Source organism: Synechocystis sp. FACHB-908 (genome assembly GCF_014698595.1).
In the GTDB taxonomy this organism is placed as follows: domain Bacteria; phylum Cyanobacteriota; class Cyanobacteriia; order Cyanobacteriales; family Microcystaceae; genus Synechocystis.
Window position 1 is genome coordinate 160,448 of the sequence record NZ_JACJTH010000035.1, and the last position, 23,843, is coordinate 184,290.

Here is a 23,843-nt window from a genome sequence, read left to right on the forward strand (position 1 = left end):
AAGTACATGAAAACTGCATGGGTATTCCCCGGCCAAGGTTCCCAAGCTGTGGGCATGGGGGTAGATCTGCTCTCAACGGCGATCGCCAAGGAAAAATATCAGCAAGCCGAAGAAATTCTTGGCTGGTCAGTGGTGGAAAAATGCCAAGGGGATGAAGCTAGCCTGGCCCTGACCCAAAATACCCAACCCTGTTTGTACGTTATTGAAGCAATTTTGGCTGATTTGCTCAGGGATAAAGGTTTTCAGCCCGATTACGTAGCCGGTCATAGTCTGGGGGAATATTCCGCCCTCTACGCCGCTGGGGTATTTGATTTTGCCACGGGTTTGCAACTGGTTAAACAACGGTCAGAGGTGATGGCCAGCGCTTCCGGGGGCATGATGGCCGCCCTGATGAAGTTCGATCAAACCCAGTTACAGCAAGCCCTGACGGATAATACAGAGGTTGTATTAGCTAACGATAACAGCCCCGAACAGGTAGTAATTTCCGGTACTGTGGCCGGTGTAGAAGCAATTTTAGCCAACGTCAAGGCACGCCGAGCCGTGCCTCTGAAGGTTTCCGGTGCTTTCCACTCCAGCTTTATGGCCCAACCTTCCCAATCCTTCGCCCAAACCCTGACAGCTTGCCATTTCAACGACGCCACTGTGCCCGTACTCTCCAACGTTGATCCTAGCCCTACCCAAAACGGCGATCGCCTGAAAGAAAAACTAATTCAACAAATGACCGGTTCCGTGCGCTGGCGGGAAACCATGGTTAACCTAGGAGAAATTGGGGCAACGGATTATTGGGAAGTGGGCCCAGGCAAAGTACTGACTGGTCTATGTAAACGAACTTGCCCTGATCTGAACCTGAAAAATATTGGCCAATTAGACGACTTGAATTCCCTGTAGGGTGACGGAAAAGTCTGGATTTATCCCCTAAATTCCCCAATACTGGGAGGCTTTGGAATTAGATTCTGCCCATAATCAAAGGATCACAGGGACTTCTCAACCATGATCCTATGGTTCCCCTTCTCCCGTCTAGGCTTGCTAACATTGACCTTCTGGGAGTTTGTTCCCACCCCAAATTCCTCTAAGATGAACAGAGCAAGCAAGAATTTTGACGGGTTGGCAGCATCCAACAAGTCTGCCACAGCTGTTTTTCACCCCATTTTCTCGAAGGAGAGTCTATCGTGTCTGCCCACAAGATTCTAGTCATCGATGACAGCAAAGTTATCCGTATGCGAGTTAAGGATATGTTGCCCCAGGGAAATTTCGAGGTGATTGAAGCCAAGGACGGCCTCGAAGGTTTTAATCTGATCCAGAGTGAGCGGCCCAACCTGATTATGTTGGACTTTCTCCTGCCCAAAATGAGTGGCTGGGAAGTGTTTCAATCGGTGCAGGAACGCCCCGAACTCAAGGCTATTCCCTTGGTGTTGATGTCCGGTCGGAAGGAAGAAGTGCTCGAAAAAATTCCCGAACCCTTCGAGTATTTTGCTTTTGTGGAAAAACCATTTGAGCAACGGGAATTGGTGGCCGCCATCAAAGAGGCCATGATCAAAGCTAAAAAACACGCTCCTGTGGCCGCCGTTGCCAGTGGCGCTGCCCCAGCCGGAGATTTGGCCGCTGAAGTGCAACAACTCAAACAACAGGTAGCCCAAATGCACGGCGAAATTGACCTGTTGAAAAAACAGTTGGGGCAATTAGTAACTTTCATCAAGCAACGGCTTTCCTAGGCTATGCTATTGGGCCTGTTGACCGTTAGACTTGGGGTGAAACCTTTGTGTTGAGAAGTTGAGAGTATGACTATGGCATCCCCTACACCAGAGTTAGCCAACCCCACCATGGATGAAATGACCCCTGCTAGTCATCACGATGTAGTGGAAACGGTTATTTCCGGCATGGCCCAGGAAAATAGCGCCTTTGTGCAAGATAACGACCAGGGCAGCATCTGGAAATTTGCCTATGGCAGTGTGGAAGTGCTAGTACAGCTTACCGGAGAAGGGGAAAATGATCTGTTTCGGGTCTGGGCCGAGGTAATGCCCTTACCAACAGATCCAGGCCAATTATTGGCGGAAGTGATGCAATTAAATTGGTCAGATACCTTTGAAGCCTGTTTTGCTCTACGGGAAAATCATTTAGTGGCTCTCCATCAGCGCACTGTGGCGGATCTTTCCCCCAGCGAAATTTCCCGGGCCATTACCCTCGTTGCTACCCTGGCCGATGACCATGACGATCGCCTGAAGGAAAAATACGGCGCTTAGAGCGTGTTTGAAAAGTTGAGTTTTGGCTGCTTAATCCCCCCTAGCCCCCCTTGGAAAGGAGGGAACTGCCGCTAAAGTCAAGTATTAACCAACTAAAAATCTTCTTCCAGAGCCGCAAACAGAGCGCTAAGGATCTGGTTGGAGTATAAAATTCCCTCCGGATCAGTGAAGCAAAACCTCTGCACCGTTTCCGTTGTGGTCTGGTTCGGGGCTAGCATTTGGTTATCCTCGCCATAAAATTCCAGCCAACGGCGATCGCCAAAGGAAGTTAGGGTAGCAAGGATTTTTGCCTTTTCTGTCTGATTAACCGAAGGCAGTTGGGCCCACGTTACCCCAGCGGTCAGCCTTAGTCCTAACATCAAGCTTTCTAACAAATTTTCCAACGGAGAAACCCTTTCCCCCGGAATGGGACAGCCTTGATTGAGCCAAGATTCTAGCCATTGGTAATAGCCATTTCTCGTACGGGGCCGGCCAAAACGCTTACCGTCAATGTAACTGGTGGCCCCCATGCCTAAACCGTAGTAGGGCAAATTACGCCAATAGATTTGGTTATGGCGACATTGGTGGCCGGGGCGGCCATAGTTGGAAATTTCGTAATGGTGGAAACCGGCTTGGGTTAATACTTCTTGGCCATGGCGATAAAAATCAGCACTGCGTTCGGGGGGAGGTACAGCCAATTTCCCCCGCTGTTCCCATTTGTCGAAAACGGTTTGGGGTTCCAACACTAAGTCATAGCAGGAAATATGCTTAGGCCCTGCGGCTAGAGCCAAGGTTAGGGAACTGTGCCAATCTGCTGCCGTTTGCTCCGGTAGCCCCGTAATCAAATCCAAGCTCCAATTTTCAATATTCTCCTTGGCGATCGCCGTGAGGGCTTGATCGATGTCCCGGCGACGGTGGTGGCGGCCACAAAGGGCCAGTAAATTGTCTTGGAAAGCCTGTACGCCCAAGCTAAAGCGGTTAATGCCCAAATTTTTATAGCCTTGCAATTGAACTTGGTCAAAGGTGCCAGGATCAATTTCAATGCTTATCTCAGCGTCCGGGGCAATGCCCAGATATTGATCAACCGCCAGCAAAATTTTTTCCAAACCGGTGATCGGCAATAAAGAAGGGGTGCCTCCACCAAAAAAAACTGTTTGTAAAGGCTGGCCTTGGTGTTGTTGCCCCGCAATTTCTCTGCATACTGCTTCCACATATTCCCCCACCCAACCGTCCAGGGTTAAAGACTGGAAACCCGTCACAGCAATAGGAAAATCACAATAAAAACAGCGTTGGCGACAAAAGGGAATGTGAATGTAGGCGGCAGTGGGCATTAAATATGTACCTGTATTCACTGGCGATAAAGTTGCCTTTGTTGAATGTAGCTTTGCACCGGATCTGGAATTAGATCGTCGTCTCGAATTTGCCGGTAAATGCTGGAGGAAATGGGGGGAGTGATGGCTTGATCGTCGCCTTGGTTAACTAATTGGTAGTGCCCTCCTAACTGGGCCAATTTATCCAAATCAGCTTGATTAATGCCGTAGCCCGGCCGGGGAAAAATCACCAATTGGACAGCGGGCAATAATTCTTTTACTGCGTACCATTGAGAAATTTGCCGAATTAAATCTGCCCCCACCACCAAGGCATAATCCGGTTCCAGCCCCCATCTTTGTTGGGCCCGTTGCAGGCTAATTAAACTGCGGCGATCGCTCAAATCTTCCCAAATTTGCACTGTGGCGTAATCCTTCTGTACATCCTCCACCAACAGCTTCAACATTGCTTGGCGATCGCCCAGGCTGGCCCAGTGTCCTGTTTCGGGATTGGGGCCTTGCTTAAAAGGATTGTCGGCGGCCCACACCGCTACTTGGTCAAAATGTTGAGCTAACCAAATGAGGATGGCCCGGTGGGCTAGGGTGGGGGGATCGGCGCTGGTGCCAAAAAGGGCTATTTTCACGAAGGGGTTTGAATTTATATTACTTTCGTCTCCGAACAATTAATTTTTCACTTCCGTTAGCTCAATTACCCGCTCATCGTAATCCTTGACCAAAAAATTCAACGGCTTGCGACTGCGTACTTTATAGCGGAGACGGCGAGATTGCACCCGCAGAAAAATTTGCTCCAAACAATCGTGGTCAAAACAGACATGGCGTTGGCGATTGTTACTGCCAAAGCTAGCCCCACCAATGATGTGCAGTTGGGTATTTTTTTTCAACTGATACCAAAGCCCGTCCTGGGCACTGTAGCGATTCTCGGGGGGAATTTGGGGGTTAGCCGCCATGGAAAATGAGTCCCAACCCGCAGTACCTAGGGTTTGTTCATAGTTGTAGTAATAATGCAGAGGCACGTCCGCCACGGCTAGCTCCAGCAAACCTTCATAAAATGCTTTGGCGATCGCCAGGTCCGACACCATCACTGTGTACACCTTGGGGGCACTGGTGAGAAATAACCACATAGCCAAGGCATAGGCCCCCAACAGCATCACCATAATGCCTTGGGTGGAAAACAAGCTGTCAATGGGAATCAAGGCGGCGAAATGCAGGGGCATGGTTAGGAAACTGGGGGATAGAACCCGAAATAATCAGCGAAAATTGTATTGTTAGGATCATTAGGCTTTGCCACCGCTGGAGCCAGCAAACACCGTCCAACTAGCATTGCCCTTGGGATACATTCTACCAAGAGCTATCCCGGCGTTCCAAACTTCCCTCCGATAACCTATGGACCAGTTGGATCAATTGAGTGATTATTTTCCCCCTCCCCTCCCGGTGGGCCAAACCCTTTTTGATTGGGGCAAACGCACCTATGTGATGGGAATTTTGAATACTACGCCGGACAGTTTTAGTGATGGGGGCGAATTTAACTCTCTACCAACGGCCATCCACCAGGCTAAAACCATGGTGCAGGGGGGAGCACACATTATTGACATTGGCGGCCAGTCCACCCGACCGGGGGCAGAAACTGTTAGCTTGAAGGAAGAATTAGAGCGCACTATTCCGATTATCCAAGCTCTCCGGCAAGAATTAGACATTCCCATTTCCATCGATACCACCAGGGCGGAAGTGGCACGACAAGCTCTCCAAGCCGGAGCGGATATGGTCAACGATATTTCCGGAGCTACCTTTGAACCAGAAATTTTGGCGGTCGCCGCCCAGCACAAGGCTCCGATTATTTTGATGCACATACGGGGTAACCCCCAAACTATGCAAAATTTGACGGATTATGGGGATTTAATCGGGGAAATGAGGCAGTTTTTCAGCGCCCAAGTAGATCTAGCCCGCCATTACGGCGTATTGCCCGAACAGATTATCCTTGACCCAGGCATTGGCTTTGCTAAAACCGCTGAGCAAAATATTACCCTACTGCGCCAGTTACCGGAGCTAAAAAGACTTGGTTTTCCCCTATTGGTGGGGCCATCCCGGAAAAGTTTCATTGGCAAAATTCTTGACCAACCTGATCCGAAGGAAAGAGTTTGGGGTACTGGGGCGACCTGCTGTCGGGCGATCGCCGGGGGAGCAGATATAGTCAGAGTCCATGATGTGGAAGCCATGGCCCAGATATGTAAGGTTGCAGATGCCCTATGGCGATGAGTAAGCCTAACTTAAGGAAGTTAATGGAAAATCTGGGGCAAAAACTCCAGCGTTGGGCCCTAGAGGAATGGTCGGGCTTAATTCTGGTGATGGTCCCCATCGCTCTATTGTTCTGTTGGGGGCTAGACTTCCATAACCTACGGCGGGGAGAGGAAACAAATTTAGTTGAATCAGCCCATTATTGGCGGGCAACACTACAAAATTACGGCTTTACTCCAACTAGCTTGTTTGAGAACCTAGGGCGATCGCCATTGCCCATTTGGTTAATTAGTCTTAGTCAAATGATTTTTGGCCATGAATTATGGGGCGATCGTTTACTGGGAGCTTTGCTCAATGGGGCCAGTTTGCCGTTGTTATATTGGCTGGGCAAAGAACTGTACAGCCGCAGTTTGCCCGCCTTCCTCACTTTAGTAGTTTATGGCACTGCCCCCACTGTGGTTTATTGGGCCAGGGTAGCTAGCATTAACAGTTTTGTCTTACCGTTAACCATTGCCTGTCTAGCTAGTGCACTGTTTTGCCGTCGGGATTTAAGGGGAGGCTTACCCTTGGGTCTGACCCTCAGTGCCCTGGCATTAACAAATTTGCCTACTTCCATCGTACTATTTGCCACTAGTCTAGTTTTTCTCCATTGGGATACACCCCGTTTAAAATCTTCACCCCTATTTGGGTTTGGTCTAGTTTTAGGTTTACTACCGGCGATCTCCTGGTGGCTGGGCTATGGTTTCTTGCTCCATGGAGAAATTGTGGACTCGATAATGGTCATTGGTGGCTCTCCCTGGCCCCTAAAGTTAAGGGGCTGGCTCTGGCTACTGGCAAGTTCCCCCGGTCTAATTTTTGCTCTGAATACTTTTCCCCGGGCCCAACAAGCATTGCCCTGGAGTTGGGCCCGTTTCCTGCTTTGCCAAGGGGGAGTGTACGGTATGTTAGTCATCATTTCTCCCTGGGCCAGCACTTCCTTGGTGATGCCCCTGTTAGTAGTTTTGGCATTGGCAGCAGGATTGACCTTAGCTGAAATACGCCGAGGAGCTAGTACTTTGGTTTATACTCCCTGGTGGCGTCGATTTTTCCTGACCCTAGCCGGTTTGACTGCCTTGGGGGCCATAGCTATTCATTTCTCCTATGGCAGGAGCAATTTAGCCAGTTGGACTGCCCGGGATGGTGTAATCACCATATTGGTACTAGTTTTATTGTCTTTAACCTTGGTGATGACTTCCCTGTTGTTAGACCGTCAGCAACCGGAGTTTATCAATGTGCTTTTTTGGGGACTATTCGTCTGCCTGTTTTTGGTTATCTATACCCCCTTAAGCTATCTGCCCCCTAGGTCTTTGCCTGATGTGATAGTTTCTACGGTTTCCACCACTAACCAATTGCCGGCGGAATTATAACGACCTCCTAAGGTAATTTTTTTGCCATTGGCGTGGTTGATTAATTGCTCCGCCACTTCCGGTCGTTCCGTAATCACTTTGAGAATTTTGCCCGATTGTTGGCAGATTAACTGATAGGTTTGGTGTTCACTTTTTTGCAGCTCGCCGGTGTAAACAGATTGACTTTTAGATAAGGGCAATTGAGCCAGATTAACATCCACGGGACAATGGCCTGAGGGGGGATACTGATCAGGATTGTCCAAATAATATTGTTGCCATTGCCGCCATTCGGGGTGGTCGGGAACTAAATTAAATAGGGGAATAACCGCCGCTGGGGCCCGGCGATCGCCAATCAGGGCTTCCTGCACATCCCGCACGTCTAAGTCCTGGGGGTCACAATTTTTTTCCACACTTAAAGCCGCTATCATTCCCACTGCTTGCCCTGTGTTCATAACTAGGGGTTGTAAACGGGTGCTGCCATTGGCCATGTGACTGACGGAAATATTTTTTTCACAGGGTAAATAGCCCCGCGCTGTCGGAGATAAAAGAGCTGGAAAAGGAATGGTAAAGGGGGTTCCCGTCCATCTTCCGCCCCAAATTAAGGATTTGGGAGTAAGAGGAAATTCATAGCCAGGATAGTGGTGATCGTTGGCATAATTTCCCACCCCAATGCTAGTAACTTTTTGGTTATAAATTGGCAGGGATGCTACCTGACCCTGGGGTAAAATATCCCTTTCTGTAATAACTTGCTGACCTTTTAAGCGCCTACTTTCCCGATAGTAGGGATGGAGAGCAAAGGCGGTGGAAATATCTCCAGTTTGTGGAAAAATTCCTGTGGCTAATTCTAAGTTTTCTGAATGATGCTTTTGGAGGTAATAGGCGTAGGCATAGCTATATTGATAAGCTTCCTTTAAATAGGTTTGCTTTTCCTTTTCACCGCCCAATAAACGGTTTAAATCTTTGCCATAATCATTGCCGGCGATCGGCCAATTAATCATATAATGCTCGCCGGGTAATTGGCCATAGGTTAAAAAATCTTTTTCTCCATAGTTCTGCCAAGTATGGGTAAAATCTTGGGCTACATCAATAGTAGGTTCAGCAATGATATTTGTTTGATTATTAGTTGTTTTTCGTAGCAAAAATACCCAAGTGGGGGACTGTATTGGATACTCTTCTGTCATCTCATTGGGAGCAATCGGACAACTGGGTTCATCAAATTTATCCTGCCAATCCCAACCCCAACGGTGGCCAATATCTCCCAGGGCTAGTAAATCCCCCAACTCTGTGCCATCCAGAATTACCCTAGCTCGAATTTCATAGTCTGGAAATCTCACCCCCACCAGGCGATCGCCATTTTTTACCACTTCCATGGGGCATTGATTGGCAATCCAAGTTAAATTAGGCAACTCTGCCGCCCAATCAGCGAAGATTTTGGACCCTAGACGGGGATCAAAAGTAAATAAACTCACCCAGCTATGGTCTAAACCCCCGGGTTGTTGGACCGTCAAAGTCCTTAAAAACTCTCCCCATAGCCCCGTTTGCCAAGCGGCCAATTCATTGCCGTCGGGAGCAGACACTCCAGCGGAAGTTAACATACCTCCCAACCAGGGCCCTTCGCTAACAAGGATGGTTTTTACTCCTCGTCGGGCCGCCTGGATCGCCGCCGCCGTGCCCCCAGTGCCACCTCCCACCACCAAAATATCTGTGGTCAATCGGGCAATAGATTTTGTTGCAATGGCCATAATGTTTCTGGGAAATCACAGACTATTTAAAAATTGTTTTGCCGTCAAAATAGGAATATTTTAATACGTTTCTAGGACGAGTAAATCAGTGTCACCACTGATAATAGCATCAGCCTGGGAGGCGATCGCCGTGGCCAAAACCATGGCATCTTTAGGATCCCGAGGATCCCGCAGTTCGGGAACTTCTAGGGGATGGATAGGATAAATAGTAGAAATTTCGCCCATCGCAAGTAGAATTTCTTCTGTCGTTAAAGACAGTAATGCGAGCCTTTTTTGCAGCTTTTGGTAACTTAGAACTTTCTCCACTTCCTGCAAAATTTCTACGGAAGTACAGGTCAAAATTTCTTTTTTACGAGCTAATTTTATGAGATTACCTGGTAACCCTTGCCATAACCACCCGGAAAGCCAAAGGTTTGTATCTAGGACGACCTTCATAATGCCGATTCGCTCTCAAGGCGATTTTCACGACGCACTTCTCGCACTAATTCGCAAATTTCTTCCATGATTTCATCGGTAAGTTCCTCACCATTACGCCGTAAACTATGCTCCCACTTTTCCCAATCAAAAGCAGGAACTCGTTTTAGCTCAATTTTGTCTTCGTGAACTGTAATCTTGTAGCTTTCACCAGGAACTAGTTTGGCTTTAATTTCCGGGGGAAGATCTAGGGTCTGTTCTGCAGTAACAGTAGCGGTGAGAACTTGCTCGATGGTGCTCATGGTCTGGAAGGAAAAGCAAAGATTGCCACTACCATCATAGGTTACCCAGCCCAGACAAAAGTTTAATGCTTGACCTGCCAGAACTACAATGGCTTTTGGTAAATGTTGACCGAGTGCCCAAATTCCTCTGCCATTAGAGCAATGTCAATGCACCCGGCCATGGTTTGTTTGCGAAAAATCTCAGAAATTTTCGCTACCCCTTACCATTTTACTTTTTCAAATCCTTAGCCATCTGGCGGAACATGTCCAAACTATTGTCGTTGGAACGGCGATCGTTGTTGGCCGGGGTAGAGTTGGCCTGGGATGGGGCGGAATCCATTTTGGTACTGGGGGCCGGTTGACCATTAGCCTGGATTTTTTTCACCTCCATGGCAGAAATCTCCTTGACCACTTCCCCTCCCTGGGAGTTGAGAGTTTTAGGAAAACTCCGTTTAATTTTGATGGGAGTCCGCATGTATTCGGCATTGCCCAAGCTTTTGGCATCGTCGCTTTCAAGAAAAAATGCCTCTTTTTTTTCTGGCTGAGGACTGGGGTTGGCTTCAATATCTTCGACGTACTGTGCCTTTTTACCAAATAAGCCAAATAATCCGGCCATTGATCGTTGCTCCTGGGATAATTGTTAAAATTTATTGCGAATTGTTAAATTTTAACAACTTTTGACCAGGCGACAATGGCCTTTACCTTAGTCTGCGTTGGTTTGCAGGTTTTGGCCCTAGGCAACAACTAGAAAATTACCGCCCCTCCCTCATCATCATCGCCATCTTCCATGGCATCCCAATCCATGGTGTCTTGTTCCTCCCGCTCGTCCCCATCTTCGTCATCATCATCAAAATCCATATTGGCGGAGTCTTTGGGGGCATTATTAACCGCTCCAAGGTCAATTTGTTGACGGTAATAGTCCACACTGCGCACCTGTACGTCCACCTCATTGCCTAAGCGGTAAGAAGTACGACTTTTACGACCCACTAGGGCGCATTGGCGACTGCGGAACTCGTACCAGTCATCTTTGAGGGAACTAACATGGACGAGGCCTTCAGCCAGCAGGTCGAAAATTTGCACGAAGAAGCCATAGGACTGGACTCCAGTGATTAAGCCCCGGAAGATTTCCCCGGTGCGGGCTTTCATTTTTTCAGCTTTTTTCAGCCCCAATAGATCTTTTTCGGCATCTTCGGCAGTTTGTTCCCGGTCATTGAGTCCCAACACCAACTGGTGCAAATCCCCTTCAATGGTTTCTTGGAGGTTGGGGGGCAACACATTCCAGCTAATTTGGTTACGGCAGGTGTGGGCATTGAGCTCTACCCCGGTTTTCATTTGTTTGGTCCGGCGATCGCGCCCCTCTGTTAAGACGAGTTTCAGCAATCGTTGTATTACTAAATCCCCATACCGTTGGGCCGGAGAAACACAGTGGGTATAACCGGAATCATAGGCAAGGGCAAAGTGGGGAGCGGGATGGCTAAAATACTTTTCGATTTTGAGAGTATTAGCCAGCAAATGGTTCAACACCGCTTTAGCTGGCAGGGATTCAAATGCTTGGCTGAGGTGATGGTAATGCTGGGGAATAATGTCCCCTTCTAGGTCAATTTTTACGCCTAAATCGAGGTTTTCCGCTAATTTAACAATGTCCGTTAGATCTTCAGCTTCCGGTGCGACCTGGCCACAGTAGAGACCAGGTATGCCCAGGGCTTGCAGTTGGAGAGCTACTTCTCGCTGCAACACCACCATCAATTCTGCTAACAAACTACGAATGGGCAGGGTTTCTTGGGTCATGATCACCCCCAAACGACCCTCATCCAGGCGGGGGGAAGCGGTTTCTGTTTGGAGGTTAAAACTCCCCCGCTGTAGCCGTTGGGATTTAATCAGGGGGCAAATTTGGAAAAATAATTCCTGGAGCAGGCCGCCGTAGGGTTTCAACTCGCCACTTACGGATTCAATGTCCGCCAAGGCTGTTTGCACTTCGCTGAAGTCTAGTTGGTGATCGACTTTGACCACACTGCTGTGGTATTCAAACCCTGTTACTTCCCCCCGGTCATCCACTGTGAGAAAGAAGGATAGGGCCAGACGATCTTCGTCGGGAATGAGAGAACAGCGCCCGATCAAACCTTCGGGGAACAGGGGGCAAATCTGTTCTTCTAGGTACACGGTGGTGCCCCGTTTACGGGCTAACTGGTCCAACAGACTATCTTCGGCAATGTAGTGGGCAATGTCGGTGATGTGAATGCCTACTTGCCATTGGTTTGCTTGGCTTTCTAAGCTCAGGGCCACCTCTTGCCAGGGTAACGTTTCCCCCCGGGGACCATCGCCAAAGGTAACTAACTGGAGCTTGCGATAATCCTGCCTTTTTTTCAGTTCCCCTGGTTCAATCACTTTGGGCAAACTTTGCAGAGCTTCGATGGCTTCGGGAGTCCAACCTAGGGGCAAATCATGTTTACAGGAAACGATATCGGTGTCGGCGGCGGCTTCAGCGTCACTGCCTAACACTTTAGTAACTTCGCCTAGGGGCGGGTGCTGGGCAATGGGATAACGGAGAACGGAAACATGAACGAGATGATCTACCGCTTCTCCGAGGTTTTGCTCCTTATCCTGAAGTTCCAGCTCAAATAGCAGGCGGTCATCTAGCGGCACAGCCCGGTAATTATCTTCGCTTTTTTTCACCTGCGCTAACAGGGAAGGATTGGCTCGGTCGAGAATGAGATGGACTGCTCCTTCGGGGGACTTGCGGCGGGTACCGTCCTTAATCACTTTGACCAAAACCCGATCGCCGTTCCAGGCATTGCTGAGATTCCCTTCCCGGACGTAAATATCGGTGGCATCTTCATCGTCTTGGATGGCAAAACAAAAACCCTTACTGGAACAACGCAGCCGGGCTTCCACCACATCTTCCCTGGTCACCCGCTTATATTTACCCCTTTCTTTGACTAGTACCCCCATTTTTTCCAGGGCATCGAGGGCAATCTGTAGGGCTTCTATGGCCTCAGGACTCTCACAACCTAGTTTTTTTTCGAGAAACTTACCCGCTACTAATTTGTCGTCAACAAAATAGGACAAAAGTGTGGCGATCGAATAATCCATGAAACTGAATCCTGAGGTGGGCTTACGGGGTGAAGGGAAGCGTTAGAATTGTCGAGGTTTGCCATTGACCATGAAGTTTGTAATGGAAATCCGCCCTCAGTAAAGTACTGAACTATGTCAACTGCAGGTGTACAGATGTTTTGGCGCGGTGTTCCCCCTCCACCAATCCCTGGAAAGTGGGTGAGCCATGGCAGAGGGCAAATAAACTAGTATTAAAGGCAATGCACCAATGGAAGCAAATCCGACGGTGACAATCCATAACAACCCTTGATTGTATCAAAGAGAACGTCACCTTTGTGGTTAGGGTCCGTGGGCAAAGTTCTAATCTGCGCCCTCAATGGGAACTTTGATCTCTTTTTTCCCTAAACTTGGGGAGAGAGACAGGGAAAAAAGTTTATTAGTGTGAATTTTCCAAGTGTGGATATTGTAAACCCTGACCATGGCGGCGTAGAAAAGCTTTGGCTAGAGAGAGAGCGAAGTCCTGGTCACACTACATTACCGGACAAACTTTCCTAGGCGATCGCCTTTTGCCCCGGCCGGACAGCCGTTAAAACCATGCACTCCATGGGTCAAGGTAGAATGGGCCAGGATAAGTAATCCATTGAACTAACGCGATCTTCGTAATTCTCGATAACTTTTTTACCCATCAAACCACCGCCTTGCCCCCTTGCCCCATAAGTCATGAGTGAAGTTTCTCTGCGTCCCGCCAAAATTAGTACTGTATTGCCGGGGTCCCTGGGGGAAGAAATGGGCTTTGAGCCGGGGGATGCCATTGTGCGTATTAATGGTCAGGCACCGAGAGATTTGATTGATTATCAATTTCTCTGCGCTGACGATTATTTGGAATTGGACGTATTGGACAGTCAGGGAGAATTACATGAACTGGCGGTAGAAAAGGAATTCGATCAGGATTTGGGACTGGGGTTTGAAACGGCCCTATTCGACGGGCTGATCCAGTGCAATAACCGTTGTCCCTTTTGTTTCATCGACCAACAACCGCCGGGGAAACGGGAGAGTTTGTATTACAAAGATGATGACTATCGCCTGAGTTTTCTCTACGGCAGTTATCTCACTTTGACTAATTTGAGTGCCAAGGAATGGCAACGCATAGAACAGTTAAGGCTTTCTCCCCTCTACGTTTCCATCCATGCCACGGAAGCATCGGTGCGGGAAAGATTGTTAAAAAATCATCGGGCCGGTCAGATTCTTGACCAGTTGGCTTGGTTCCAAGCTAGAAGATTACAGATCCACGCCCAGGTGGTGGTTTGTCCTGGTGTTAATGATGGTAAGCACTTAGAGCAAACTTTGAGGGACTTAGCCCAGTTTCACCAAGGGGAAACCCCAGCGGTGATTTCAGTGGCGGTGGTGCCGGTGGGTCTAACCCGTTTTCGTCCCCAGGAAGATGAGTTAAGCCCCGTTGGTCAAGCTAAAGCCACGGAGGTAATTGCCCAGGTTCAAGCTTTGCAAAAGGAATTTGCCCAGCAACTAGGTGGTAACTTTGTTTGGTTGGCCGATGAATGGTTTCTCATTGCCCGTCAACCTTTGCCACCGGAAAGCCATTACGAAGACTATCCCCAAATTGGCAACGGGGTAGGGTCTATCCGTCAATTCATTAAGGAGTTTCAACAACAAGCTGCGGAATTTCTCCCCCCGGCGATCGCCGAAGCCAAGACGTTGACCTGGGTAGTGGGCAATGCTGTAGAACAAGCGTTTGAGCTACTGGTGGAACAGTTAAATCAGGTAAAGGGTTTAACAGTTAATTTAGCGCCCTTAAACAGTGACTATTGGGGTCAGGAAATTACGGTGACGGGACTATTGACGGGGCAGGATTTAATCGCTAAATTGGCAGGCAGAGATTTAGGGGATGGTATTCTATTGCCTGCTCTGATGTTGAAACATGATGATACTCGCTTCTTGGATGACCTCCGGGTGGCCGATGTGGCTCAAAAGTTGGGCACAACCATTTACCCTGTGGCTGATGTGGCCAGTTTGTTGGAACATTGTGTTCAGCCCATGGCTGTCTCCCGCCATTGCTAAAAAACCCCGTTAATTTTTCTTACCCATGGGGAAGTTTGCTGGTTCAATAGGCCGAGTTGTAGTCGGCAGTCTATCTTGAGAACAATTGTTTTTACATGACAGATAGTGGGCTAAGAATAACTTTGCTCAAACCATTTGGTAAAACTGCTCAATGGACGAGCCGATTTTCACCCCGGCTTTAAACGTCATGCACCAATCTCTGATTTACTGGTTTATTCATCTATCAATTCCATAGGCTTTTTGCTTCATCGCTCCAACTAACTTTTCTGGGATGTCCTCCATGCCCCCCGTGCCTAGCTTACCGTCCACCGATGCCGTTATTCCCCCCGGCAATTTTGTTGAACCTCCCACTTCTCCGGTGGTCATTCTCAAGGAGTTGGTGGCTAAGTTGTACCGGGAACAAAATAAAGTGCAGGATCTGTTGGGGGCCATGGGCTACGCCCTGCGGAGTTTACATAATCTGAATCAGTTTCTGGAATTGACCCCTCTGATGGCCACCAGGGTCACCGATGCCGATGGCAGTGCTTTAGTTCTAATGAGAGAGGGGGAAATATCTATCTTTGAACAAATCCATGGCCACAAAAATAGTCTTAAGGGCACCATTAAAGGCGCTTTGCAGAAGGCCCGCCAGGTTAACCTCACATTGGATTCTTCCACTGTCCTGAGTTATTTTGACCGTCAATTGCGCCAAGAATTACCGGCGATCGCCTGTTATAACACCCCCATTTTGAGTCACCAAGAGGAAGTGGGCCGCTTATATATCTTTAGTCAAGATCGTAACTATAGCTGGACTCCCACCCGTCGTAAGTTACTACAGCTAATTTCTGATCAAACCGCTGTGGCGATCGCCAATAGTGATTTAAACCAAAAGTTGAGATCCAGAGAAAGTCAGGATCGGGAATTGGAAATTGCTTCAGAAATTCAAAATCAACTATTGCCCCGTTGTTGTCCCCAAATTAATGGTTTGGACATTGCTGCCCAGTGTAAAACCGCCAGTCGGGTAGGTGGGGATTACTACGATTTCATTCCTGCCAACTATGACCAACTGCGCCAGGGGGATTGGTTATGTCGTAACACAAGCCATTTGGGGGTGCCCTGGAGTATTGTCATCGGCGATGTCATGGGTAAAGGAGTACCGGCGGGTCTAATTATGACCATGACTAGGGGGATGCTGCGGGCAGAAGTGCTGAACCGCCATAGTCCAGCCCAAATTCTTAACCACCTCAACCGGGTAATGTATGCCGACCTGGAAAATTCCCATCGCTTTGTCACCTTGTTTTATTCTGAATATAACCCCGAAACGAGCATACTTTCCTATAGCAACGCCGCCCATAACCCTCCCCTATTGTGGCGGGCCGGCAGTGACAGCCCCCAATGTTTAATTCCCCTGGATACGGAAGGAGCTTTAATCGGCTTGGAGTCGGATTCCAATTACCGGGATGCCCAGATTCAGCTTGTTCCCGGGGACGTGGTTCTGTACTATACCGATGGTCTGACCGATGCGGGCAATGCCAAAGGCGATCGATTCGACGACAAAAATCTCCGCATTGCTTTCCAACGGGCCTGTGAAACCGCCCAAACTGCCCAGGGTATCCTTACGGAAATTTTCACTTCGGTGGAAGCATTTGTGGGCTCAGACAATAGTCATCAAACCGATAAAATCCCCGCCCGAGACGATATGACATTGGTCGTTCTGCGGGTAAAATCGACGGAGTGAGCCTTACTGTTTGGGAGTCAGCGTCTATGTGGCAGTTTACAGAAGTAATTTCAATCTTTGTACCATCTGACTGGCTGGGACACAGTTATATCCACTGGCAAATGTCTCAAATAATTTCTTTTCCTTGGCTGACGGACAGTATGGTTTTTGCTCAGAATATCAGTGCGATTAAATCCATTGATATCCTCGCTGACTTCCAAAATGCCTGGAATAATTTTATCCAGTCTGGGCAAATTTGGGCTTTGATTATTGGTTTTGTGCTTGGTTGGGGCATACGGGGTTTCACTGGTGGTTAATATTTTTCCCCTCTCAAACTAACTACTCCGCCATCATTTGCTAACTATCACAACGAAATCCCCCCATCCCAATGACAAAAAAAACCTGGAGCGATCGTTTTGAAGGCACATTGCACCCCGCCATTGCCCTGTTTAATGCCAGCATTGGTTTTGACATTGAACTAATCGAATATGACCTGGATGGCTCGATCGCCCATGGCAAAATGTTGGCCAAGACGGGCATTATCAGCCCAGGGGAAGCAGAACAGCTAGTGCAGGGCTTGGAGCAAATTCGCCAGGAATACCGAGCCGGTAATTTCAATCCAGGGGTAGACCAGGAAGACGTTCACTTTGCTGTGGAACGCCGATTAACAGAATTGGTGGGGGATGTGGGCAAAAAACTCCACACTGCCCGTTCCCGCAATGACCAAGTAGGAACCGATGTTCGTCTTTACCTGCGTGCCCAAATTGATGACATCCGCCAACGGTTAAGGGATTTTCAAGCAGTGTTGCTCCAACTGGCGGAAACCAATGTGGAAACCTTAATTCCCGGCTACACCCACCTACAACGGGCCCAACCGGTCAGTTTGGCTCACCATCTACTGGCCTATTTCCAGATGGCCCAACGGGATTGGCAACGGTTAGGGGAAATTCGAGCTAGAACTAACGTTTCTCCCCTCGGTTCTGGGGCTTTAGCAGGAACAACTTTTCCCATCGATCGCCATTACAGTGCCGAATTGTTGGGGTTTGCAGGGGTTTACGCCAACAGCTTAGATGGGGTGAGCGATCGGGATTTTGCCATTGAATTTCTCAACGCCGCCAGTTTGATCATGGTGCACCTCAGTCGGCTGAGCGAAGAAATGATCCTCTGGGCTTCCCAGGAATTTAGCTTTATCAGTTTGACCGATAGCTGTGCCACAGGATCAAGCATTATGCCCCAAAAGAAAAATCCAGACGTACCAGAGTTAATTCGGGGTAAAGCCGGGCGGGTGATGGGTCATCTGCAAGGAATGCTAGTACTGATGAAAGGTTTGCCCCTGGCCTATAACAAGGATTTGCAGGAAGACAAGGAAGCCCTGTTTGATGCAGTAAAAACGGTGCAAGTGAGCCTGGAAGCCATGACCATTTTGCTTGATGAAGGTATTGTTTTTCGTCAAGAACGGTTAGCGGAGGCGGTGGCGGAAGATTTTTCCAATGCGACGGATGTGGCGGATTACTTGGCGGCTAAGGGAGTCCCCTTCCGGGAAGCTTATAATCTGGTGGGCAAGGTGGTTAAAACCAGTTTGGCGGCAGGGAAATTGCTCAAGGATTTAACCCTGGCGGAATGGCAAGCGCTCCATCCCGCTTTTGAAGAGGATATTTACCAAGCTATTACCCCCCAGCAAGTGGTGGCGGCACGCAATAGTTACGGGGGCACGGGCTTTGAACAGGTGAAAATGGCGATCGCCAATGCCAAAGCTGAATTAAGCCAGACTTAAATTGGTGTGGAGATATGCCCAGGTTTTCATTAAGTTACTGCTCCGTCGTCCCCTATCAGCAGTGACGGTAATTCCGGTTCTATCAGATAGTTCCATAGTCCTAGTCAAACGACGGGATACAGGGCAATGGAGTTTACCAGGGGGGCTGATCGACTGGGGGGAAACAGTGGCAATAACGGCCGCCCGAGAGTTACAGGAAGAAACTGGTTTACGGTTGATAAAAATAGATCGCCTGCTTGGGGTCTATTCCAGTCCCGACAGAGATCCCCGCATGCACTCCGTCACCATTTCCCTGGTGGTTAAAGCGCAAGGTGATTTGCTCATTGGCGATCGCCAGGAAATATCCGAAGTAAAAGCTTTTGCGGTGGAAGATTTACCGTTAGGAGCATTAAGCCATGACCACGATCAACAACTACAGGATTTTTTACGGGGGGAAACAATCATTGCTTGATTCCCTGCATTTCTTATTGAGCAAATATTTTGTATAAATCAGCTAAGTTTTCGACAAGGTCTTTGATACCCATCCCCTATGTTCAATGGTCGGGGAACTGGTCCAAATTGGCGATCGTCTCTCATCCGATTTCCCTAAGTACACCAACTGCTCAATATCTGAAGCTTTAAAATCAGGTTTTTATAAAGTGGCGATCGTTTGCTCAATCTACTTTTGTAAATCCTGTTCATAAAGAGTTTTAGCCATTATAACTACCTTCTATATCAGGGCAATTCAATCCCAGTTGCTTTAGCATAGCGTTTAGTGTTCCAGTTTTTAGTTCATCACTAGGATTTCGCACAATGGTCAGGCGATCGCTTCTACACTGGGATTACGCACAGTCGCATATTTAACATCAAAGATAATTTAAATGGGCTAAAATAGCAAAATTATCAAACATTAGGTAAGCTATGATTGAAGATAATCAGTCCCACAATGAAAATATTAAAGAATATCTTAATTACTATAAAAAATTAGATTCTCCTGGTTTCGCCATTCTTTTAAAAGGTGAATGGGGATGTGGAAAAACCCATTTTATCAAGAATTATTTTCAATTGGAAGACAAAGAAAATAATGAAAGTTTTAATTTTAAAAAGAAATATTTTTCATTAAAAAACAATCAGCATAAGGAAAATTCAAAAGCAATATATATTAGTTTGTATGGAATTAAGGATATAGAATCTATTGATATTCTCATTATACAAAAACTTATACCCATCTTGGCAGATAGGAAAATTCAATTAACTGGCTCTGTTATAAATATTCTTTTAAAATCTTCATTGAAAATTGATTTAAAAGACTTAAAAAATACTAAAATTTTAAATGAGTTTACAAATCTAGATAATAAAATTCTAATCCTTGATGATTTAGAAAGGTGTAAAATTGACATCAATGATCTACTTGGTTATATTAATTTTTTTGTTGAGCATCAAGCACTCAAAGTTATTCTTATTGCTGATGAAGATAAAATTGAGGGAAACATAATTCAGTCTTATGAAACAAAGACATTTGACAAAATCAAAGAAAAGGTTATAGGTAAGAGATTTACTGTCAACACATCCTTTAATAAAGCTTTTGAACAATTTTTAAACTTAGTTTGTAAAGATGAACAAGAGAAAACATATTTATCTAAAAAACGAGACTTTATTAAAGAGCTATTTGAAACTAGTGACTCTAATAATTTAAGGACATTGAAATCAATAATTTATGATTTTGATCGTATTTATTCTTATTTACCTGAAAAAGCCTTAAATAATATTGATTTTCTTGATGATCTATTAAAGTCTCTGACCATTCTATCTATAGAAACTAAACTAGGTAATCTCCCAGAAGACCAGATAAAAATATTAAGCGATATATATGGTGAATATTCTTCAAATATTGCTTCAAATTACACAAAAATAAGTGAAAAAGTAAAAGAAAACTATAAATATGAACATTTTTTTACGTTTTGTCATCGATTACAATACAAATATGTTTTCAGTTTTGAATATTTTTTGCCTAATTATTTATGGTGGGGAGAATTTTTTGAACATGGCATAATTGACAAGCAAGCTTTGTATCATACATTCATCAACAGTAAGTATTATGTTAGTCAAGACTCTGAATTATGGCTTAAGCTTTATCACTATGATCGAATTGAATCCGATGAAATATTTGATGAATTAATAAATATTGCTATTGAGAAAATCAAAAATAGGGATCAATTTGAACATATTGGAATTTTTCTACATGTCATTTCTCTCTTAATATTTTTCTCTAAAGAAGAGTTAATTTCAGAAGATATAAGTATGCTAATTCAAATGGCAAAGGATTATATTCAACATTTTTCAATCACGAATGAAACTCGATTTTGGCAGGAAGTTCTAGAAATATCCAATTTTTCTTCAGAAACATATTTTGTACAATATAAAGAACTTGCGTTTACTAGTGACAATGACTCATATTTCGAAGAAATCAAGTTAACTATTGCAAGAAAAATGCGTTCTATTTATAATAATAACTATCTAAAGAAAATTAATCAAATTTTAGATACTAATCCTTTGAATCATTACCCACACATGAATCTTGCCGAATTAATCTATCGAAAAAATGACGAAATTGAATATTTTCTCCCTAAAGAAGAGTTTCTAAATAAAATTGACGTCAAAAAATCAACTGATTATTTTTTAAAGATAAGCTCTTTTCAACAAGGTCATATTCTTTATTCAATTTTTAATTATTTTCAGTTGCTATATCACCATAATGAACACAAATCATGTATTGGCTATGAGGCTTGTTTTATCTGTGAATTTTTAATTGTAGTTGAGTATAGAAGCATTGAGGCAATTCAAGAGAACAACAGGTTAAATAATCATAAAATCCAAAAAAATTTAAATAAATATTTAACTGTTAAAACAACTCAGGCTTTAGGCGCATTTATTGTATATATTATTGATTATTATATTTCTCTTATTAGGCAATACAAGAAATATATTGCTTATTCTCCTGCTATTGTTAATAAAATAAATAAACTCATAGGAATAATGTTTTTTAATCAAAAACCTGATAGCTTTTAATTACTACTAGCAAGCATCAACGTCAGGCGATGAATTTGACCTAACTGCATATTAACCCCACTCACTTGCTCAAACAAATATGCTAAATTACGGGGTTGTAGCTGGGTGCCATCATTGCGGCAAGTTCCCATGTAATCAACAGTAACTCCTTCTGATGTCATTGCAAGGATAGATAAATCAAGCAACTGTTCCCGTAAATTAAGGGTGACTTTTTTGCCCCGTTTGGTTGTTTTTTCCCACAATATTTCTTCTTGAGCAAGAATTTCTTCCGTCCAGGTTTGCCATTGGGTTAATGTCACCGGTTCTTCAGTAATTAATTGCACTTGGTAACGGGCTTGGGCCAATAATTGCGTCACCGCTGGGGATTTGGGATCCACTTCTTCCACTTGGTAAACAGGTAAATCTACTGGTAAAACGGCGGCTAAGCGTTGGCGAAATTCCCCTGGGTCGAGCATTTCTGTGAGGTCAAAATCGACTATTTCCCCGCTACTACTGGAGCCCAAAGGTAAGGCATTGGCAATGGAAATACGGGGTCCAGGATGGAATCCTCCGGTGAAGGCAATGGGCAAACCTGTGCGACGCATAGCTCGATCAAATAGTCGCACTAGGTCGAGATGACTCACCAAAGCCATGGAATTTTGCTTGCCAAACCAGACTCTTAGGCGCTGTACCCGGTTAGTGTTGGGTTTAAAGTCCCCATCAAAAACTGGAATAGAGGGCACCGGAGCAATAATATTGTGACCAAAATCCACCCCACACACGCCGCAATGGGAGCAACCGTCAAAGGAACAGTCGGGAACGGTGGCCGCTTCTAGGGCGTTAAATAAGTCATTTTTGAGCCAAGTTTTATCAATGCCGGTATCGAGGTGGTCCCAGGGTAGGGGAGCATCATAGACATTTTCATCGGGGGTATCCCCATGGAAAATATTCCATTCTCCGTCTTCTACAAGGCGATATTTCCAGGTTAAATCCGCTTCGTCGATCGCCTGGGCCCAGGCCCCATAGGCTTTGTCCAAACTTTCCCACCAGGCATCCATTCCTGCTCCCAATTCCCAGGCACGACGTACCACTTGCCCCAAACGGCGATCGCCTCGACCGACAAAGTCTTCCATGGCGGAAATGCGGACATCGGTATAATTCACTTTCACTCCTCGCACCCCTTTAAAAGCCTGTCGCAGTAAATCCTGTTTGCGGCGGAACTCACTGGTAGAAACAGAATGCCATTGAAAAGGGGTATGGGGTTTGGGGGTGAAATTGGAAATGGTCAGATTAAAATTTAAAGCTCGACGCTGGGGTAAACGACATTCTTGGCGCAACCATTGCACCGTTTCCACAATACCTAGAACGTCCACATCGGTTTCCCCCGGCAAGCCAATCATGAAATAAAGTTTGACCTTATCCCAACCCTGTTCCACCGCGGTTTTAATTCCCCGCAATAATTCTTCGTTGGTCAACCCCTTGTTAATCACATCCCGCAACCTTTGGGTGCCTGCCTCTGGAGCAAAAGTTAAACTTCCCTGTCTAGTGCCGCCAAGAATGTTGGCAATATTTTCATCAAAACGATCCACCCTTTGGCTGGGCAAAGTGAGGGCAATATTTTCATTTTTGAGGCGATTTCTGATTTCCAATCCCACCGCTGGTAAAGCTAAATAATCGGAACAACTGAGGGAAAGCAAAGAAAATTCGTTATAACCCGTTTGTCGAATACCTGTTTCAATGGCATCAATCACTGCTTCCGGCTCCACATCCCTGGCCGGACGGGTCAACATTCCCGGTTGGCAAAAACGACAGCCCCTAGTACAGCCCCGACGAATTTCCACCGTCAGGCGATCGTGAACAGTTTCAATCAAAGGTACCAAGCCAATGGAGTAAGCAGGGATGGGGGTGGCCACCCGGCGCATAATGCGTTTGGGCACATCGTCCCGATTAGGATGTACGGAACCATCATTGGCCATGTCATAAAAGCGGGGCACATAAACCCCTGGCACTTGGGCTAAATCAAGTAATAAATTTTCTTTGCTTAATCCCTGAAGTTTCCCTTCTTCTAGTACCAAGCCAATTTCTGGTAACAATTCTTCCCCGTCCCCCAGGGCAATGAAATCGAAAAAGTCGGCATAGGGTTCGGGATTAGAAGTGGCAGTTTGTCCCCCGGCAAAAATCAGTGGATAATCCCCCTCTTTTCTTTCCTGCCAAGTGAGGGGAATATGGGCCAATTCCAACATTTCCAAAATATTAGTGGCTCCCAATTCGTAGCTCAAACTAAAGCCTAAAATGTCGAATTCTGGTAAGTAACGACGGGATTCCAAGGAGAATAAGGGCGTATTTGTTTCTCGCAGTTTTGTTGCCAAGTCGGCGGCGGGGAGATAGGTGCGATCGCACAATTGCCTGGGTTGGGCATTGATGATGTTGTAGAGCAAAATATGCCCCAGGTTGGAGGCTCCCAGCTCATAAACTTCGGGATAGGTCAATACCCAGCGCACCGTAGCACTTTTCCATTCCTTGTGCACTGTCCCCAATTCGTTGCCTAGATACCGGGCGGGCTTATGGATCTCGGCATTAATCAGGGTTTCTACGGGCACTGGCATGGTTTTCACTTT

The 23,843-nt window shown here is 46.3% G+C and carries 20 protein-coding genes; 11 read left to right on the forward strand and 9 right to left on the reverse strand.

The window, feature by feature from the left end:
• The first annotated feature begins 6 nt into the window (after positions 1-6).
• The 3 genes from fabD to H6G46_RS12710 all read left to right on the forward strand — a co-directional run bounded on the left by fabD (position 7) and on the right by H6G46_RS12710 (position 2,240).
• Positions 7-888: an ACP S-malonyltransferase gene (fabD, locus tag H6G46_RS12700; protein WP_010871898.1), complete on the forward strand. Its 882-nt coding sequence runs from the start codon at positions 7-9 to the stop codon at positions 886-888.
• Between the two features lie 281 nt (positions 889-1,169).
• The gene (locus H6G46_RS12705; RefSeq protein WP_010871899.1) at positions 1,170-1,712 is read left to right on the forward strand and encodes a response regulator; all 543 of its coding nucleotides are present in this window, start codon (positions 1,170-1,172) and stop codon (positions 1,710-1,712) included.
• 72 nt (positions 1,713-1,784) lie between these two features.
• Positions 1,785-2,240, forward strand: a complete 456-nt coding sequence (locus H6G46_RS12710; RefSeq protein WP_231848049.1) for a YbjN domain-containing protein — start codon at positions 1,785-1,787, stop codon at positions 2,238-2,240.
• Positions 2,241-2,332: 92 nt separating this feature from the next.
• Here H6G46_RS12710 and hemW read toward each other — a convergent pair whose 3' ends face one another.
• From hemW to H6G46_RS12725, 3 genes are read right to left on the reverse strand one after another with little or no spacing between them, the layout of a single operon-like run.
• Positions 2,333-3,571: a radical SAM family heme chaperone HemW gene (gene hemW, locus H6G46_RS12715; protein ID WP_010871901.1), complete on the reverse strand. Its 1,239-nt coding sequence runs from the start codon at positions 3,569-3,571 to the stop codon at positions 2,333-2,335.
• A complete protein-coding gene (locus H6G46_RS12720; protein WP_010871902.1) occupies positions 3,568-4,170 on the reverse strand; it encodes a nicotinate-nucleotide adenylyltransferase in 603 nt (200 codons plus the stop codon). Before H6G46_RS12720 ends, hemW begins: the two co-directional genes overlap by 4 nt.
• Positions 4,171-4,209: 39 nt before the next feature.
• Entirely contained in the window at positions 4,210-4,761 is a 552-nt protein-coding gene (locus H6G46_RS12725; protein ID WP_010871903.1) for a hypothetical protein, read from the reverse strand.
• 169 nt (positions 4,762-4,930) lie between these two features.
• Between H6G46_RS12725 and folP the strand changes: the two genes are divergently transcribed.
• Both folP and H6G46_RS12735 read left to right on the forward strand, forming a co-directional pair.
• On the forward strand, positions 4,931-5,800 hold the full coding sequence (gene folP / locus H6G46_RS12730; protein ID WP_010871904.1) for a dihydropteroate synthase: 870 nt from the start codon (positions 4,931-4,933) through the stop codon (positions 5,798-5,800).
• Positions 5,797-7,185 (forward strand): glycosyltransferase family 39 protein, encoded by a 1,389-nt coding sequence (locus tag H6G46_RS12735; RefSeq protein ID WP_223211341.1) that lies wholly within the window; start codon positions 5,797-5,799, stop codon positions 7,183-7,185. Before folP ends, H6G46_RS12735 begins: the two co-directional genes overlap by 4 nt.
• Here the strand turns inward: H6G46_RS12735 and H6G46_RS12740 are convergent.
• The 5 genes from H6G46_RS12740 to H6G46_RS12760 all read right to left on the reverse strand — a co-directional run bounded on the left by H6G46_RS12740 (position 7,107) and on the right by H6G46_RS12760 (position 12,691).
• Positions 7,107-8,906: an FAD-dependent oxidoreductase gene (locus tag H6G46_RS12740; protein ID WP_010871906.1), complete on the reverse strand. Its 1,800-nt coding sequence runs from the start codon at positions 8,904-8,906 to the stop codon at positions 7,107-7,109. The two genes, H6G46_RS12735 and H6G46_RS12740, sit on opposite strands and share 79 nt — an antisense overlap.
• Positions 8,907-8,966: 60 nt before the next feature.
• Positions 8,967-9,341, reverse strand: coding sequence for a putative toxin-antitoxin system toxin component, PIN family (locus H6G46_RS12745; protein WP_010871907.1), 375 nt, complete (start codon positions 9,339-9,341; stop codon positions 8,967-8,969).
• Entirely contained in the window at positions 9,338-9,622 is a 285-nt protein-coding gene (locus tag H6G46_RS12750) for a hypothetical protein (RefSeq protein WP_010871908.1), read from the reverse strand. The genes H6G46_RS12745 and H6G46_RS12750 overlap by 4 nt, the downstream gene beginning before the upstream one ends.
• 208 nt (positions 9,623-9,830) lie before the next feature.
• A complete protein-coding gene (locus H6G46_RS12755; RefSeq protein WP_010871909.1) occupies positions 9,831-10,217 on the reverse strand; it encodes a hypothetical protein in 387 nt (128 codons plus the stop codon).
• Positions 10,218-10,345: 128 nt separating this feature from the next.
• Positions 10,346-12,691, reverse strand: a complete 2,346-nt coding sequence (locus tag H6G46_RS12760; protein WP_010871910.1) for a ribonuclease R family protein — start codon at positions 12,689-12,691, stop codon at positions 10,346-10,348.
• 681 nt (positions 12,692-13,372) lie between these two features.
• On the opposite strand from H6G46_RS12760, the gene H6G46_RS12765 reads away from it, so the two are divergent.
• From H6G46_RS12765 to H6G46_RS12790, 6 genes are all read left to right on the forward strand, one after another.
• Positions 13,373-14,728 (forward strand): TIGR03279 family radical SAM protein, encoded by a 1,356-nt coding sequence (locus H6G46_RS12765; RefSeq protein WP_010871911.1) that lies wholly within the window; start codon positions 13,373-13,375, stop codon positions 14,726-14,728.
• Positions 14,729-14,999: 271 nt separating this feature from the next.
• Complete coding sequence (locus H6G46_RS12770; RefSeq protein WP_231848823.1) at positions 15,000-16,445, forward strand: PP2C family protein-serine/threonine phosphatase; 1,446 nt, start codon at positions 15,000-15,002, stop codon at positions 16,443-16,445.
• A gap of 26 nt (positions 16,446-16,471) precedes the next feature.
• Positions 16,472-16,741: a hypothetical protein gene (locus tag H6G46_RS12775; protein WP_020861516.1), complete on the forward strand. Its 270-nt coding sequence runs from the start codon at positions 16,472-16,474 to the stop codon at positions 16,739-16,741.
• Positions 16,742-16,812: 71 nt separating this feature from the next.
• Positions 16,813-18,198, forward strand: coding sequence for an argininosuccinate lyase (gene argH, locus H6G46_RS12780; protein WP_010871913.1), 1,386 nt, complete (start codon positions 16,813-16,815; stop codon positions 18,196-18,198).
• 4 nt (positions 18,199-18,202) lie between these two features.
• On the forward strand, positions 18,203-18,649 hold the full coding sequence (locus H6G46_RS12785) for an NUDIX hydrolase (RefSeq protein ID WP_010871914.1): 447 nt from the start codon (positions 18,203-18,205) through the stop codon (positions 18,647-18,649).
• A 449-nt stretch (positions 18,650-19,098) separates the two neighbouring features.
• Positions 19,099-21,246, forward strand: coding sequence for a KAP family NTPase (locus H6G46_RS12790; protein WP_010871915.1), 2,148 nt, complete (start codon positions 19,099-19,101; stop codon positions 21,244-21,246).
• Here the strand turns inward: H6G46_RS12790 and H6G46_RS12795 are convergent.
• Complete coding sequence (locus tag H6G46_RS12795; RefSeq protein ID WP_020861518.1) at positions 21,243-23,831, reverse strand: TIGR03960 family B12-binding radical SAM protein; 2,589 nt, start codon at positions 23,829-23,831, stop codon at positions 21,243-21,245. The two genes, H6G46_RS12790 and H6G46_RS12795, sit on opposite strands and share 4 nt — an antisense overlap.
• Positions 23,832-23,843: the final 12 nt, after the last annotated feature.